This is a genomic window from Micromonospora solifontis, assembly GCF_003725545.1.
GTDB lineage: Bacteria > Actinomycetota > Actinomycetes > Mycobacteriales > Micromonosporaceae > Micromonospora > Micromonospora solifontis.
Window position 1 is genome coordinate 1 of the sequence record NZ_RJLN01000049.1, and the last position, 14,602, is coordinate 14,602.

The following is a 14,602-nucleotide window of genomic DNA, read 5'->3' on the forward strand; positions in this document are numbered from 1 at the left end:
GCGGTTCATCAGCGTCGACCCGGTCTTCGACACCGACGACCCCCAGTCCATGACCGGCTACAGTTACTGCTCCGCCGACCCGGTCAACTGCGTCGACCTCGACGGCCGCTTCGGCTGGAAGAAGTTCTTCAACCGAGTCGGTGCGGTCGCCTCCGTCATGTCCATGATCCCCGGACCCATCGGCACCGTCGCCGGCGTCGTCTCCGCCGTCAGCTACGCAGCCGCCGGCAACTGGAAAGAAGCCGCCTTCGCCGTAGGCGTCGCCGCAGCCGCCGCAGTCGGACTCGGCGCCGCCGTTAAAGGCGCACGCCTCGCCGTCGGCGCCGTCAAAGCAGCCCGCGCCGCAAAGGCAGCACGAGCAGCGGCCAGGGCGACACGAGCAGCACGCGTCGCTCGCGCTGCCCGAGCCGCAAAGGCGGTCCATGCCGCCGCAAGAGGCGGCAAGCGCCTCGGACGAGCGGTGATGAACCACATGACGCGGTCGCGTCACGCCCTGAATCGCGCCGCAAAGCGGGCTGGCGATTACCTGGCCAACGGGAACAACTACGTTAGAATTGGCAAACCTAAGCCGGGCGCAAAGTTCCGAATCTCTATCGGACCGGCCTACAACCACTACAAAAAGCTCGGCCGCTTCGGCAGGGCGTTCAACCCGATTCATATACACATGGAACGTCGTTACGGCGGGATCGATTTCAACTGGTTCACGGTGCAGAGCGGCAAGAAAAGCATCGCTAGAAACTGGACTTGGTGGAAGAACGGATGACGATCGCAATGGGTCAGGGGATTGACGGACCGGATAGCTCATCTTTTGAGCAGACCCTCAGGCGTTTCGGTGAAGAGGTCGTCCGAGGGAACCTAGCGACTGGCTATGACTTGCAGGCGCAAGACTTCTTGCGCCTGCGGATCGAGAGGATTCAGGACGCCGCATCTGTGATCGTGACCGTCACGGAAAGTGGTGAGGTCTTCCTGCTCGCATTGGCGAACGTGTACCAAACTCAACGCACCGCCTACGACGACCAGAGTAAGCGGGAAGCGTTGGACGACCTTCTGCTTATTGCTGACAGCTTCCTCAAGAGGGAGTACGAAGAGGAGTTTCGTGAGCGGCGTGGCAGGCTCGTGGGCCGATCGATTAGGTTTCCGAACCTCAATGATCTGTCTATATCGACACCGCGCGGCCTTGGTGCCCTCGCCCAGCGATTGTTCGGCTACACGACGAGGTTGACCAAGCCTGAATGAAAATGGCGGGGGGAGGCTTCGCCTCTCCCCGCCACCCGAAGTGAGCCTTTCCGCGTAACGGTCAGTGGACGGTGGGTAGCTGCCCGCTGAGCCGTTCCGTGTAAGGGGTGTCGCACTGGGTGATCATGTGGTGCGACCGTACACTCCGACGACTCAGCGAAGGTACAGGCTGCCGTGGATGCCGGTCTCTTCGATGGCTTCGCGGATGGCGGCGGTGTCGGGCCGTTCGCGGGTTCGATGCCGCCGGGAAGGTGGGTGCCGGCTGTCGGCGCCGAAGGGTAGCTGAACGATACTTCTGGGCCAAGCGTCGTTCCCGCCGATGCAAGTCGCGACCTCTGCGGCGCCGCTCCGGATCCGCCGGGCCACTGACCGGCCGACGCGACCTGTACCGTGTCGGACATGGGCGACGGGGCCTCGTACGCGAAGTCGAGGGCCGCCCCGGGCGCACAGCCATGAACGGCTCCCGGTCCGCGGACTCCCCGGCGATTACGCCTGTGGTCAGGCAGGGCGGTTACCCGTCAAGCGCCGAAGCCGCCCACCGCCGGGCGACGGCCGGAAGTCTCTCCTCATCGGGCTGACCTGCGCAAACGCAGTGGCAACGGGTCACCGGCGATGGTCGCCGGTTGGTTCGCATGGTGGTACCTCCGGCCCACCATGACCTTGACCTGCTCTTATGTCGATGCGAATCGAACAGTGCGAACACCGCTCTTCGGCTACGCCGGCAGCTGAGGCTGGTATAGCATTGCTGCTATGACCTGGGGTGCCGTCGAGTTGGAGCCGGAGGTCGAGAAGTGGCTGGAGAGTCTGCCGACCGCCTTGTTCGCCCGAGCGGCGTTCTACGTCGACCTGCTGGCTGAACATGGGCCGCTGCTGGGTGAGCCGTACACGAAACAGCTCGATGGGAAGCTGCGCGAGTTGCGGTTCTACCTGGATCGGCAGGCGGTCAGGATCACCTACTGGATTGCATCGGACAGGCGGATCATCCTGTTGACGGTCTTTCACAAGACGCGCATGCGCGACGAGCGAGAGATCGACCGGGCGCGCCGGGCATTGGCGAGGTGCATTGATGAGGCACACCGCGTCGTGGAAGAGGAGGGCTAGGTCATGGGCGAGCGTGGCGATTGGGCCGCGATGCGGGAGCGGCGTATGGCCGAGCCTGGGGCGGCGGAGGCGTACGACGCGGCGCGGTTGGCGTTCGAGCTCGGTCGTGCGGTTCGCGAGCTTCGTGAACGCCGGGGTTGGAGTCAGGCGCAACTTGCTAAGGGATCCGGGATGACACAGTCGGCGGTCGCGCGGTTCGAGGCCGGCGGCACCGTTCCGACCCTGCCGGTGTTGGAGCGGTTGGCGGCGGCCTTGGATGTGAGTCTCAGCGTGAGTTTCGAGCCACGCGACGCGGCGGCTTGAGCCGCCGACAACCGCTGATGCGGAGCCGGAGCTGGTGGCGCTCATCGGGCACCGCCCCGCGCCCGCGACCTGGTCAAATGTGCCGGTAGCGGGTCACCGGCCACGGTGATGTGCGGTGTTCGCGGCGACGCGTCCGGCCCACCACGAAAACACCCTGGTCAGCCATGCTGGCGACGGCCCGGATGAACGGCGTCAAGGTACGGTCCGACGCCCTCAGTCCGCACTGAGTCCGCAGCGAGCGTGAGTCGGTCGTTGTGCCGGAACGGTGCAATGAGGGCGTGACGCGGTTTGGTGATCGGATCGAGGTGTGGCTGCGGGGGGTACGGCAGCGGCTCGGGCTTGCCGGAATCGACTCGGTCAGGCGACATGGGCGGTCGGTGGCTCCAGCCCGGCTGTCGCTACTCAGCCGTTCAGGACGAAAGGCTCTAGGCGCTGTCTTGCCGCAGGTTTCCGCTCGCTGGCATCGAGCGACCCGCCAGTACACGCTGCTGCCAGCAGCGCTGACAATGCTTGCCGTTCTGGCGACCCTGACCGTACTTACCGCCGTGATGCTACGTGATCAACGAACCCCGATGTGGGTATCGCTGATCGGGACATTCTGGGGCTTCGCGCTCGCTCAAGGTGGTGCGATAGCCTACGAACGCGCGCGACAACGAGATGAGCTTGCATCGATGTTTGTCAGCGCGAAGTTTGAACTTCAGATGAACAAGGGCATCGTTGTCTGGATCGCCCACCTGCTCGACAACGACATGGCCGAGCACGACGTGCACAGCATGGGGTTCTCTGGTCTGGACCAGTTCAGCGTTCGAGCTATCGAGAACCTTGTGGCCAGCCCGCACACCTACAGGTTCACCTCGGACGAGTTCTCGTCCTCTGAACTGTTGAGCATCTACCAGACCATCCTCGTATACCGCAGGGAGATCCCCACTGACCAGGTGGACGGCCGGGACAAACAACGGTACGGCAAGATCCGCCTCGACAAGGTGATCTCCTCGTTCGACACCCTCCACGGGTGGCTCGACACCGAAGCCGAGCGCATCTTCGGCGCCGAGCGATGGCAGGAACGCGTTGGTCGCGCCGTCGCTACCCAGAACCGCCGCCACACACGCCTCCCTGCTGACACGGCGGAGTCAGAGCCGGTGCTGCCCCGCGACGGCGGCCCTGGGTCGTAAACAGTGGCCATGCTCAGTCCCGCCGGGTTCGACGACAAAGCGGTTGGCGAGTGAGCGACACATGCGAGCGTTCTGTCACGCCTCATCCGCCATGGCTACGCGTCGGGGTCGCACATCCCCAGAGCATCGCGCTGCCAGTCGCTGCCGAAGAGAGCGACGGGGTAGGTGACCTCTCTGATCTGCTCGTCCTCGGTCTCCACCGTAAGCCGTAGCGACAGTGACTCCGGCTTGAAGGCGATCGAGCACTCGAACCGCAGCTCGACCATGACCTGACCGGTGCCGCCGGGAGGTACCAGTCGGGAATGCTCGATGCTGCGGATCACGACGCCCGGCCGCTCCGCGGTGACCCCACGAACCGTGACCGGCGCGGGACCGGCGTTGACCACCATCAACAGTCCGGACAGTTGGACCGATCCCTGGGAGGACGAGCCGCCCAAGTTGGCCGACTGAGGTAGGGCCACGAGTGCGACCACGGCGTTCCGCTCCCGCTGTTCACGCGAGTCTCGCAGCTGGTTGATGCCGAAGCCGCCGAGCACAACCCCGGCTGCGAACGCGGCGACGAGCCGCAGGGCGAGCTTGCGTCTGGCCAGAAGCCGGTCAGAAGTGTTGGCACCGGCCCCCGCCGGCTGGTGATTCTGGTCGTCGAGGTCGATCAATGCGTGCTCCGGCGGCATGGGGTCAGCCTAGGGGCTCTCCACACCGGAGCGCTGCCGGAGATCCGCCAGCCGCAACGAGAACGCCTGTAACGGATGGGCCGTCGGTCCGCGCTCAATGGCGATTACCGAGCCGTGCCTGTAGTCGGGTCCGGCAGGCTGGCCACTCCGAGGCGAGGATGGAGTACATCGCGGAGTCCCGGAGCAAACCCTCCTCATTCGGCGCCCACGACCGCGACCAACAGCGCAGTACACCCTCGAACCGTGCTCCTACCCGCTCGATCGCCGCGCGGGAGCGCTTGTTGCGGGCATCGGTCTTGAGGTCGACACGGGCCACCCGCCATTGCTCGAGCGCGTGCGCGAAGAGCAGAAATTTCGCCTCGGTGTTCAGCCCGCTGCCCTGCGCCGAAGCACCCAGCCAGGTGAAGCCCACCTCGACCGCGCACAACTCGTCGCGGTCCGGCCACAGCCGCGGATCCCAGTAGGCGGTCGCCCCGACCGCGCGTCCCGACGCCTTGGCCACCTGTGCGTACGGCATCAGGCTCCCGGTCGCGGCTCGTGCCAGTTGGGCGGTGATGTAATCGTTCACCTCGTCCGCCCTGGGCACCCAGGTGAAGCCGTACGAGGTGCGGTCCTCCTCGGCTGCGGTGGCAAGGTCCGCAGCGTGCCGGTGCTCCAGGGGCTCCAGGCGAACAAGTTCGCCGTCGAGCAGCGGCGCGGTCAGTCCGGTGGGAAATGGCATGCAAGCGCTCCGTTCGCGACTTGCCTGGCACATCATGCGCCAGGCCGGGTCCTCACCCGGGGCACCCCACCCGCGACAGGAGGGTTGCCGGCCAGCAAGCCGGGGCTTCGCGCTGGCACTCATGACCGGGTGCCAACCTAGCAACGCCGTCGGCTCACGCCAACCCGTTGGTCAGGTGTCCGGAACTGCCGCGATCAGTTGGCGAATGGAGGGACGACCAGGACCAGAGGATCTCGGGGCTCCGCCCCGGGAATCTGTCGCGCGGGTGCAGATCTGATCTGCTCGTGCGTCTATCTGGTGGGAGGTACACATAAACATGCAACGACCCCGGGAAGTGACACCGCCGGACGGGTCGGCACGGTGCCGCCGGCCCGGGACCGGGGGTGAACCCCGGTCCCGGGCCGGTCGGCGCGAAGATCAGGCGAGCCCGGTCGGCACGAGCAGGTAGGCGCGCCGGGCCGCGTCACCCCCCGCGTCACAGGCGACCGGACAGGCGAAGCCGACGATGAGCCCGTCATCGTTGACGTCCTCGGCCGACCGCAGGGTCACCGTCGACGGCAGGCCCCGGACCCGCTTGTTCAGGTCGACCATGCGCCCGCCCTGCCAGAGGAAGGCCCGCTCGGTGTACGACCCGCCCCCGGAGGTCCGCGCGATGCCCACCACCTGCCCGGCGTCGTTGACCGCCCGCGCCTCGGAGTAGTTGCCGCCGAGCGTGCCGAGGTCGCGGATCGTGCCGCCACTCCAGAGGGTCGCGTGCAGTTGTCCGCTGGTGTTCTGGGAGATGCCGGCGACGTCGCCGTGGTCGTTGATGTCCCGGGCGTACGTGGACTCGGTGCGGCCGCCGAGGGTGCCGAGGTCCCGCAGGGCGTCCCCCTTCCAGACGAACGCGTGCAACGCGCCGCTCGGGGTGATGGCGCCCCCGACCACGTGCCCGGCGTCGTTCACGGCGTAGGCGATGCTGTCCGTGCCCCACGCCCCGGCCTGCCCGCCGAGCGTGCCCAGGTCGAGGATGGTGCCGTCGCGCCAGACGACCGCCCGCTCCGGCGAACCCTGCCGCTCGAATCGGGTGCCGACAACGGTGCCGCTGTCGTTGACGTCGTTCGCGTGGCTGCCGCTGCCCGCACCGTAGCCGGTGCCGAGGTCGGCCAGTGTGCCGCCGGCGTACCGGAAGGCGTGCGGTGGATCCGTCGCGTTGACGTGGGTCGAGCCGACGATCACGCCGGCGTCGTTGATGCCGGCAGCCGAACTGGCGCCGAACGTGCCGGCGTACATGGCGCCGAGGTCGGTCATCGTCCCGCCGGTCCACGCGAACGCGTGATGGTTGAAGATCCCGTCGATCGTGGAGACGCCCACCACGGTGCCGGCGGCGTTGAGGGCGTACGCGTCGCTGCTGGGCGGCTCGCCCGTGCTCGGCACGCCGATCGTGCCGAGGTCGAGGTAGGTGTACGTGGGCAGGGCGGCGTCCGCCGCCGCGATGCCGGGCGTGGTCGCCAGCCCGGCGACCACCACGGCCAGGCCGGCCAGGATTCGCTGTCGTCGACTCATCAACAGTCCCCTCGTGACGTACTGCGGATGGGTCGATGATCCGGTCGCAGCCGCCGGAAAACCCTTACGCGGTGGTTACCGGCCGGGCTGTGGCAGTTGCCGACACCTCGACGAGCCGGTCAGCGACGCCGTAGCGCCGCGTCGAGCAGCGCGGGCGGGGTGTCGTGCTTCTCGTCCGGGGCGAGGTCGACGCCGGGGGCGACGATGGCGTCGATCGCGTCGAGCACGTCCGCGGAGAGCACGGTGTCCGCGGCGGCGAGGTGGGAGCGCAGGTGGTCCATCGTGCGAGGGCCGATGATCGCGCTGGTCACCGCGCGGTGTGCGGTGACGAACCCGAGCGCGAGCTGGATCATGGTCAGGCCGGCCTCGTCGGCGACGGTGGCCAGCCGCTCGACGGCGTCGAGCCGGGCCCGGTTGGCGGGAAGCGTGGCGTCGAAGCGTTGCGGCATGACGTTCGAGCGGCTGGTGGTGACGTCCCGGCCCTTCCGGATCGCCCCCGACAGCCAGCCCGAGGCCAGCGGGCTCCAGGCCAGCACCCCGAGCCCGTACTGCTCGGTCACGGGCAGGACGTGGGTCTCGATCCCGCGCTGCAGGATCGAGTAGCTGGGCTGTTCGGTGACGTACCGGCCCAGGTGGTGCTCCCGGGCCGCCCACTCGGCCTGGACGATGCGGTACGCGGGAAACGTCGAGGATCCGAAGTAGCGGATCTTCCCCGCGCGTTGCAGGTCGGTGAGCGCCGACAGGGTCTCCTCGTCGCTGGTCCTCGGGTCCCACCGGTGGATCTGGTAGAGATCGACATGGTCGACGCCGAGCCGGCGCAGGCTGTTGTCCAGCGCGGTGACCAGCCAGCGGCGCGAACCGCCCTGGTGGTTGCGTTCGTCGCCCATGGGCAGGCCCGCCTTGGTGGCCAGCACGATGTCGTCGCGGCGGCCGGCGATGGCCTTGCCGACCATCTCCTCCGACTCGCCCCGGCCGTACATGTCGGCGGTGTCGATGAGGTTGATCCCGCCCGCCAGGGCGGTGTCGACCATGGCCGTGACCTCGTCCTGGGTGGTACGCCCGAGGCTGCCGAAGTTCATCGCGCCGAGCACGAGGGTGCTGACCTGCACACCGGTGCGGCCCAAGGTGCGGTATTGCATGATGTGTCCCTCCTTGAGGGTGAGGGGTCGAGAGCGCGGCTTGGTGCGGCGGGCCCGACCTGGCATCCTGAACAAGCGGAGCGTTGTTCCGCTAACCACGATACGGAACGTTGTTCCGTTTGCCAAGCGGAGTGAGCGGAGGGGGCGACCTGATGGCCGACAACGGCAGCGGCGCGGCACCGTCAGGCCGGCGGAAGCGGGCCGACGCGCGGCGTAACGAGGTGACACTGCTCGACGCGGCCGCCGCGGCCTTCGTCGCCGCCGGCGTCGACGTGCCCGTACGCGACATCGCCGCGCGGGCCGGCGTCGGCGTCGGGACCATCTACCGCCATTTCCCGACGCGGGCCGACCTCATCGTCGCGGTCTACCGGCACCAGGTCGAGGCATGCGCCGAGGCCGGCCCGGCACTGCTGGCGGACGGCGGCACACCGCACGCCGCCCTGGCGCGTTGGATCGACCTCTTTGTCGACTTCCTGGTCACCAAGCACGGCCTCGCCGAGGCGTTGCAGTCCGACGATGCCGCCTTCCAGAGCCTGCACGCCTACTTCATTGACCGCCTCGTCCCGGTGTGCGGCCAACTGCTCGACGCTGCCGCCGCGGCGGGCGAGATCCGCCCCGACATCGGCGCCTACGAACTGCTGCGCGGCGTCGGCAACCTCTGCGTCGGCGCGGGCGGCAACCCGCGCTACGACGCCCGCCGCCTGGTCGAGCTCCTCATCGCCGGACTGCGCCTCCACTAGGGAGAGACGGCGGCGAGCGGTCAGCCGAGACCCCGGTGGGCGGCCCAGAGCGCGCTGGCGCGGTTGGCGGCCTCGGCGACCAGGGCCGCGAGCTCGGGCCGGTCGGGAACCGGGAACGAGACGTACGTGCCGCGGCCGCCGCCGGTGGGTCGGCCGTAGGCCTTCGTCGCGAGGCGCCCGTCGGGGAGGAGCCGGACGTTGAGCGTGCTCAGCGTGAATTCCTCGCCCCGCCGGGTGTCGGTCCAGCGGAGCCCTTCCGGGATGGTGACGTTGATCGCCAGGGCGCTCACGTCGACGGCTGCGTCGCTGCTCATGGACGGATGTTCTCACGCGTGTCGGCTTCCGCCGCGCCGCGTGCCGTGCCCCGGTCGCAGGCCGTCCGCTCAGCGGCGGGAGGGGGATCGGCCGGGCCCGGCCCAGCCGATCCCGCCATCCGGTCACTGCAGGTGGAACCGTTCGTCCATGGCGAGGGTCGCCAGTTGCGGCACGGTGAACGGCAGTTCCGCCAGCCCCTGCCGGGGGCTGCCGAACGTGGGAGCCTGCGCCACGAAGGTGACCACCCCGTCCGGGTGCCGGTAGGCCGACCACTGTTCGAAGCGCCGGTCGGTGGTGGGCCGGACCACGACCCCGACCTTTGTGGCGCCGACGGTCACCACCTGGCACTGGCCCTGCATGCCCCAGAACTCCCGGGTCAGCGCGCACGGCTCGGTCGGCAGCCGGTTCCCACGGGTGTACACCTCGACGAGCACCCGCCCGGTCCGGTCCCCCCTGGCGACGGCGGCCGCCGACGTGTAGCGCCACACGTCGACGCCGTTCACCTTCTCCTCGAACGACGCCTGGCTGCTGCGCGGCGGATCGTCGGACCCGCCCGCCGGGTTCTCCGGCACGGCGTACCCCGCCGGCACCACCGAGATGAGCTGGTCGAGCAGCCGGACCGCCTGGTCGTACCGGGCGCCGGCCTTCGCCGTCCGGTCCTCCTGCGGGCGGCCGTCCGGCCCGGTCGGCCACGGCTCGGCGGTCTTGCCGGACGGGCCCGGGATCGGTCGCGGTCCGGCCGCCGCCGGGCCCACGCCGCCCGTACCCGGAATGCCGGCACCGGCGGTGCCGATCGCCGCGCCGCCGGCGACTGCCAGCACCACGGCCGCGGACCCGGCGCAGGCCCATCCGGTACGCCGACGCGCGCGGACGCGCCGGGCGGTGCCGAGCGCGGCGGCCGAGTCCAGCGGTGGCGGCGGGACGACGGCCGCCATCTCGTGGCGGAGCGCCTCGCGCAACTCTGCCCCGTTCATCGTTCCCCCTTCTCGATCGTGCTGTACGCGGGGAGCAGCAGGCCGCGCAGGTTCTCCAGGCCACGGGCCGCCTGGCTCTTCACCGTGCCGGGCGAGCACCCCAGCAGCGCGGCGGTCTCCTCGACCGACAGGTCCTCCCAGTAGCGGAGCACCAGGACCGCCCGCTGCCGCGGCGCCAGGGCGGCGAGCGCCTGGAGCATCACCAACCGGCTCTCCGGCGACTCGGGTGGGTTCGGTCGGTCGGCGTCGTCCCCGCCCACCCGCTCCCGCCGCCACCAGCCCCGCCGCCGCTCGTCCAGGAAGGCCCGAACCAGGATCTGCCGTACGTAGGCGTCGAGCACCTCGTGCCGGGAAACGCGGTTCCAGACCAGGTAGAGCTTCGTGAAGGCGGTCTGGACCAGGTCCTCCGCCCGGTGCCAGTCGCCGCAGAGCAGGTACGCGGTGCCCCGCATCGCGTCCGACCTCGCGGCGAAGTATTCCGCGAACGCCGTGTCGCGATCGCTCATGCAAGCCTCCTATCCCCGATGCGAGATAGTCACGCCCGGTCCCGCTCGGACGGTTGCACGGGGAAACGAAATCCGACCTCCGGCCGTGGCTGAGTATGAAGGCTCATGAGCTCGGCCGGCGCGGTTGGCAGGATCATGCGCCATGACGACGCGTACCCTGTTCGGCGGCCTGCTCCTGGCGGCGGCGACGGTTGGCACCTGGTTCGCCTGGCTGAGCTGGAACACCGGCTACCGGGTCGACCCGGAGACCGGCGCGACCACCGGCCCGTACGCGGTGTGGCAGGTGGCCGGGTGCGTGCTCACGCTCGCCGTGGTGGCCGCCGCCGGCGGCTGGTGGCTCAGTCCGTGGCTGGTCGGACCGGTGATGGCGGTCGCCTTCACGGTCCCGTGGGCCGGGCAGGCCGCGTCGACCGACGGGAGCGGGCTGTGGGCGGTCGGGGCGGCGCTGGTGCTGGTCGGCACGGCGGCCGGCGGCCTCGTGGTCAGCCTGGCCGCCCACCTGCTCCGCCGGCGGCTGACGGGCGGGTGAGCCGAGCGACGAACGACGAGGGGCCCCGCCGAACCGGCGGGGCCCCTCGTGGTCATGCGGTGCTCAGGAGAGCGTCTTCAGGTAGTCGGGGTTGGCCTTCAGCCACTCCGTCACGGCCTTCTCCTCGTCACCCTTGTGGGTGTTGAACATCAGGTCCTCCAGGGACGCGAGCTGCGGCCCGTCCATCTTGAACTTCTTCAGCATCGCGGTGACCTCGGGGAAGTCCCTGCCGAAGCCCTTCCGGGCCAGCGTGTTGATCTGCTCGGCCTGGCCGAGGGTGCCCTTCGGGTCGGCGAGGTCCTTCAGCTCGTACTTGGCGTACGCCCAGTGCGGGTGCCAGAGGGTGACCACGATCGGCTTCTTGCCGGCGATAGCGCCGTCGAGCGCGGCGAGCATGGCCGGGGTCGACGAGGTCTTCAGCTTCAGCTTGCCGTCCATGCCGTAGCCGGGGATCACCTTCTCCTGGGTGGCCTTGGTGAGGCCGGCGCCCGGCTCGATGCCGATGATCTGCCCGTCGAAGGTGCCGGCCTTGCCGGCCAGGTCCGCGAGGGAGTCGACGCCCTCGACGTACTTCGGCACGGCGATGCTCAGGCTGGCGTCGTCGTACCAGACGCCGAGCTTCTCCAGCTTGTCGCCGTACTTCTCCAGGTAGGAGGCGTGCGTCTGGGGCAGCCAGCTGTCCAGGAACAGGTCGATGTCGCCGTTGGCGAGTCCGCCGTAGACGAGACCGGCCTCCAGGTTCTTCAGCTGGACCTGGTAGCCCTTCTCCTCCAGGACGTGCTTCCACAGGTTCGAGGCGGCGATCGCCTCGTCCCAGGCCATGTAGCCGATGGTGATCCTCTTGTTATCGCCGCCGGACGCACCGTCCGACTGGTCGCCACAGGCGGCGGCGCCGCCGAGGGCCAGGGTTGCGGTCACCGCGAGTGCGAGGACGCGCTTCATCGTGTTGAACACAGGGGTTTCCTTCCTGATACGGGGTGCCGGCGGCCCTCACGTAAGCGGGGGCCAGGGGTGCCGGCGTCGGTCAGGCGGCCTCCCGCGCGAGGCGTTGCGCCCGCGCGGACGGGAACCGGTCGCCCGCGGAGTCGGTGAGCCGGTCGAGCACGACGGCGAGGACCACGACGGCGATCCCGCCCTCGAACCCGGCGCCCACCTCAACCTGGGACAGCGAGAAAATGATCACGTCGCCGAGGCCGCCAGCGCCGACCATGCCGGCGATGACCACCATGGAGAGCGAGAGCATGATCACCTGGTTGACGCCGGTCATGATCGTCGGCAGCGCCAGCGGCACCTTCGTGCGCAGCAGGACCATCCACGGCGGCGCGCCGAAGGACTCGGCGGCCTGGACGATCTCCTTGTCGACCTGGCGCAGACCCAGCTCGGTCAGGCGGACGCCGGGCGGCATGCTGAACACCACCGTGGCCAGCACGCCCGGCACTGTGCCGATGCCGAAGAAGAAGAGCGCCGGGAGTAGGTAGACGAACGCGGGCATGGTCTGCATGAAGTCCAGCACCGGCCGGGCCGCCGCGGACGCCCGCTTGTTCTCGGCCACGAAGATGCCCAGCGGGATCGCCAGCAGCAGGGCGAGCACGCTGGCCACGAGCACCTGCGCCAGCGTGCTCATGGTCTCCTCCCAGTACGGCATGCCGGCCACCAGGAGAAGGCCGACGGCGGCGCCGAGGGCGAACTTCCAGCCGCGCAGCCACCAGCCGAGCCCGGCCAGCACCGCCACGACGGCCACCGCAGGCACGCCGTTGAGCAGATGTTCGAGCGGGCCGACCAGTCCCTCGACCCCGGTCGTGATGGCGTCGAAGAGCGGGCCGAGGGTGCGGGTGGCCCAGTTCACGGCGGACTCGATCCACTCGCCCAGTGGCACCCGGGGCAGCGCGGCGTCGAGCGGGAATTCGCTCAGCCTCATGCCGGCATCTCCTTTCCGACGACCAGTTCGATGTCGGCCGGCTCCGACGACGGCGCCACCGCCGTCGGCTCGGCCGCCGGCTCGTCGGACGCCGCCGGCTCGTCCGGCGCGACGCTGGCCAACGCGCTGAGCAGCGTGATCCGGGGGATCACGCCGGTCAGGCGGCCCCGGTCGTCCAGGACTGCCACCGGATGCTGGCTCTCCGCGCAGTCGGCGAACAGGTCGGCGACCGCGGTGTCCGCGGTGACCGTGCGGACCCGCTCGGTCGAGACGTACCCGTCGAGGTTCGCCCGGCCCTCGCGGAGCGCGCGCAGCACCTCGTCCTCGGTGACGGTGCCGACGAACTTCTTCCCCGGCCCGGTCACGTAGACCACCGAGGTCTGGCTCTCCCGCAGCGCCTTGGCGGCCACCCGGGGACCGGCGTTGACGTCCAGGACGTGCTGGGGCTTCTCCATCACCGAGGCGGCGGTGAGGATGCGCGTCCGGTCGACGTCGGCGACGAACTGCGCCACGTAGTCGTTGGCCGGGTCGGTGAGGATCTCCTCGGCGGTGCCGATCTGGACGATCCGCCCGTCCCGCATCACCGCGATCCGGTCGCCGAGCCGCATGGCCTCGTTGAGGTCGTGGGTGATGAAGATGATGGTCTTGCCCAGCTCGGCCTGGAGTTCCAGGAGCTGGTCCTGGACCTCCCGGCGGATGAGCGGGTCCAGCGCCGAGAACGCCTCGTCCATCAGCAGGATGTCGGTGCCGGCCGCGAGCGCGCGGGCCAGCCCGACCCGCTGTCGCATGCCGCCGGAGAGGTCGTGGGGGAGCTTGTCCGCCCACTCCTGCAGGCCCACCATCCGCAGCGCGTCCAGGGCCCGCTCGCGCCGCTCCGCCTTGGGCAGCCCGGCGACCTCCAGCGCGTAGCCGGCGTTCTCCAGCACCGTCCGGTGCGGCATGAGCGCGAAGTGCTGGAAGACCATGCTGATCTTCTCCCGGCGCAGCTTGCGCAGCGCGGCGGGCTTCAACGTGGTCAACTCGACCCCGTCGACCCGCACGCTGCCCTTGGTCGGGCGCAGCAGGCCGTTGAGCATCCGGATGAGGGTCGACTTGCCGGAGCCGGAGAGGCCCATCACGACGAAGATCTCGCCGGGGCGTACCTCGAAGTTCGCGTCGATGACGGCGGCCGTGGCCGGCAGGCCGGCCAGGGCCTCGGCGCGGGGCGCGCCGGTCGCCAGGCGTCTCACCGCTTCGTCGGTCCGATTGCCGAATATTTTGTAGAGCGACTGCACTGCGAGCGCGGACACGATCCCCTCTCCGACAGAAACCGCTGGCGGGTTCGCCAGTGGTGACCGTCTTCGCGTCTCGTCCGTCATATCAACATCGGTCACATTCGGTGGCTCATGAGGGCCGGCCGAGAAACCTACCGACGTCATCGCGGCAAATCCAGCCCGTACTGCGGGGAATGTGGATCTGCACACAAAAATCCGCGGTCGAATTCGGTCGTCGGCACCCGTGCGGTGCGTGCCCCGACAGCGCTTCCAGCAGGGATTTTGTTGGTCCGTCGCGTCGTTGGTCCGGTCTCGCCGGGCCGCTTGTGCCGGGGGCGGTATCGTCGTTTGTCCGGCGAATATGAAGCCGCTGACAAAGAACTGTCATGCGTTCGTCATATTCGTCTCGGACGGCGTGGCTGGATCGTCTCTCGCCGGTCGTCCGATTCGGGGCCCCGGTCGCTCGCCATAGCAGA

At 69.2% G+C, this 14,602-nt stretch carries 17 protein-coding genes and 1 riboswitch; of the genes, 7 read left to right on the top strand and 10 right to left on the bottom strand.

The window, feature by feature from the left end:
- The 5 genes from EFE23_RS28215 to EFE23_RS28020 all read left to right on the top strand — a co-directional run.
- Positions 1 to 763: RHS repeat-associated core domain-containing protein (locus tag EFE23_RS28215; RefSeq protein WP_158675881.1), on the top strand; the 763-nt coding region annotated here is incomplete at its 5' end.
- Positions 748 to 1,236 carry a hypothetical protein gene (locus EFE23_RS17460; RefSeq protein WP_148058465.1) on the top strand — a complete coding sequence of 163 codons (489 nt, stop codon included), beginning with the start codon at positions 748 to 750 and terminating at the stop codon, positions 1,234 to 1,236. The genes EFE23_RS28215 and EFE23_RS17460, both read left to right, overlap by 16 nt.
- 750 nt (positions 1,237 to 1,986) lie before the next feature.
- Positions 1,987 to 2,337 (top strand): type II toxin-antitoxin system RelE/ParE family toxin, encoded by a 351-nt coding sequence (locus EFE23_RS17465; RefSeq protein ID WP_123242004.1) that lies wholly within the window; start codon positions 1,987 to 1,989, stop codon positions 2,335 to 2,337.
- Between the two features lie 3 nt (positions 2,338 to 2,340).
- A complete protein-coding gene (locus EFE23_RS17470; RefSeq protein WP_123242005.1) occupies positions 2,341 to 2,640 on the top strand; it encodes a helix-turn-helix domain-containing protein in 300 nt (99 codons plus the stop codon).
- Between the two features lie 278 nt (positions 2,641 to 2,918).
- The gene (locus tag EFE23_RS28020) at positions 2,919 to 3,812 is read left to right on the top strand and encodes a hypothetical protein (RefSeq protein WP_148058466.1); all 894 of its coding nucleotides are present in this window, start codon (positions 2,919 to 2,921) and stop codon (positions 3,810 to 3,812) included.
- A 95-nt stretch (positions 3,813 to 3,907) separates the two neighbouring features.
- Here EFE23_RS28020 and EFE23_RS17480 read toward each other — a convergent pair whose 3' ends face one another.
- From EFE23_RS17480 to EFE23_RS17495, 4 genes are all read right to left on the bottom strand, one after another.
- Complete coding sequence (locus EFE23_RS17480; protein WP_123242007.1) at positions 3,908 to 4,486, bottom strand: hypothetical protein; 579 nt, start codon at positions 4,484 to 4,486, stop codon at positions 3,908 to 3,910.
- Positions 4,487 to 4,580: 94 nt separating this feature from the next.
- On the bottom strand, positions 4,581 to 5,207 hold the full coding sequence (locus EFE23_RS17485; RefSeq protein ID WP_123242008.1) for a GNAT family N-acetyltransferase: 627 nt from the start codon (positions 5,205 to 5,207) through the stop codon (positions 4,581 to 4,583).
- Positions 5,208 to 5,218: 11 nt separating this feature from the next.
- A riboswitch (SAM riboswitch) is annotated at positions 5,219 to 5,334 on the bottom strand.
- Between the two features lie 290 nt (positions 5,335 to 5,624).
- Positions 5,625 to 6,752 carry an HAF repeat-containing protein gene (locus EFE23_RS17490; RefSeq protein ID WP_123242009.1) on the bottom strand — a complete coding sequence of 376 codons (1,128 nt, stop codon included), beginning with the start codon at positions 6,750 to 6,752 and terminating at the stop codon, positions 5,625 to 5,627.
- Between the two features lie 119 nt (positions 6,753 to 6,871).
- Positions 6,872 to 7,891 carry an aldo/keto reductase gene (locus EFE23_RS17495; RefSeq protein ID WP_123242010.1) on the bottom strand — a complete coding sequence of 340 codons (1,020 nt, stop codon included), beginning with the start codon at positions 7,889 to 7,891 and terminating at the stop codon, positions 6,872 to 6,874.
- Between the two features lie 152 nt (positions 7,892 to 8,043).
- Between EFE23_RS17495 and EFE23_RS17500 the strand changes: the two genes are divergently transcribed.
- Positions 8,044 to 8,631 carry a TetR/AcrR family transcriptional regulator gene (locus tag EFE23_RS17500; protein ID WP_123242011.1) on the top strand — a complete coding sequence of 196 codons (588 nt, stop codon included), beginning with the start codon at positions 8,044 to 8,046 and terminating at the stop codon, positions 8,629 to 8,631.
- Positions 8,632 to 8,651: 20 nt separating this feature from the next.
- On the opposite strand, the gene EFE23_RS17505 is transcribed toward EFE23_RS17500, so the two are convergent.
- The 3 genes from EFE23_RS17505 to EFE23_RS17515 all read right to left on the bottom strand — a co-directional run bounded on the left by EFE23_RS17505 (position 8,652) and on the right by EFE23_RS17515 (position 10,426).
- Entirely contained in the window at positions 8,652 to 8,945 is a 294-nt protein-coding gene (locus EFE23_RS17505; RefSeq protein ID WP_123242012.1) for a hypothetical protein, read from the bottom strand.
- 123 nt (positions 8,946 to 9,068) lie between these two features.
- Positions 9,069 to 9,920 carry a hypothetical protein gene (locus EFE23_RS17510; RefSeq protein ID WP_123242013.1) on the bottom strand — a complete coding sequence of 284 codons (852 nt, stop codon included), beginning with the start codon at positions 9,918 to 9,920 and terminating at the stop codon, positions 9,069 to 9,071.
- Positions 9,917 to 10,426 (bottom strand): SigE family RNA polymerase sigma factor, encoded by a 510-nt coding sequence (locus EFE23_RS17515; protein WP_123242014.1) that lies wholly within the window; start codon positions 10,424 to 10,426, stop codon positions 9,917 to 9,919. The genes EFE23_RS17510 and EFE23_RS17515 overlap by 4 nt, the downstream gene beginning before the upstream one ends.
- 142 nt (positions 10,427 to 10,568) lie before the next feature.
- Between EFE23_RS17515 and EFE23_RS17520 the strand changes: the two genes are divergently transcribed.
- Positions 10,569 to 10,955, top strand: a complete 387-nt coding sequence (locus EFE23_RS17520) for a hypothetical protein (RefSeq protein WP_123242015.1) — start codon at positions 10,569 to 10,571, stop codon at positions 10,953 to 10,955.
- Positions 10,956 to 11,018: 63 nt separating this feature from the next.
- Here the strand turns inward: EFE23_RS17520 and EFE23_RS17525 are convergent, their stop codons facing one another.
- The 3 genes from EFE23_RS17525 to EFE23_RS17535 form a co-directional block, all read right to left on the bottom strand.
- Positions 11,019 to 11,897, bottom strand: a complete 879-nt coding sequence (locus tag EFE23_RS17525; RefSeq protein ID WP_204334313.1) for a glycine betaine ABC transporter substrate-binding protein — start codon at positions 11,895 to 11,897, stop codon at positions 11,019 to 11,021.
- 82 nt (positions 11,898 to 11,979) lie between these two features.
- On the bottom strand, positions 11,980 to 12,873 hold the full coding sequence (locus EFE23_RS17530) for an ABC transporter permease (protein WP_123242017.1): 894 nt from the start codon (positions 12,871 to 12,873) through the stop codon (positions 11,980 to 11,982).
- The gene (locus tag EFE23_RS17535) at positions 12,870 to 14,162 is read right to left on the bottom strand and encodes a quaternary amine ABC transporter ATP-binding protein (RefSeq protein WP_233601038.1); all 1,293 of its coding nucleotides are present in this window, start codon (positions 14,160 to 14,162) and stop codon (positions 12,870 to 12,872) included. The genes EFE23_RS17530 and EFE23_RS17535 overlap by 4 nt, the downstream gene beginning before the upstream one ends.
- Positions 14,163 to 14,602 lie beyond the last annotated feature (440 nt).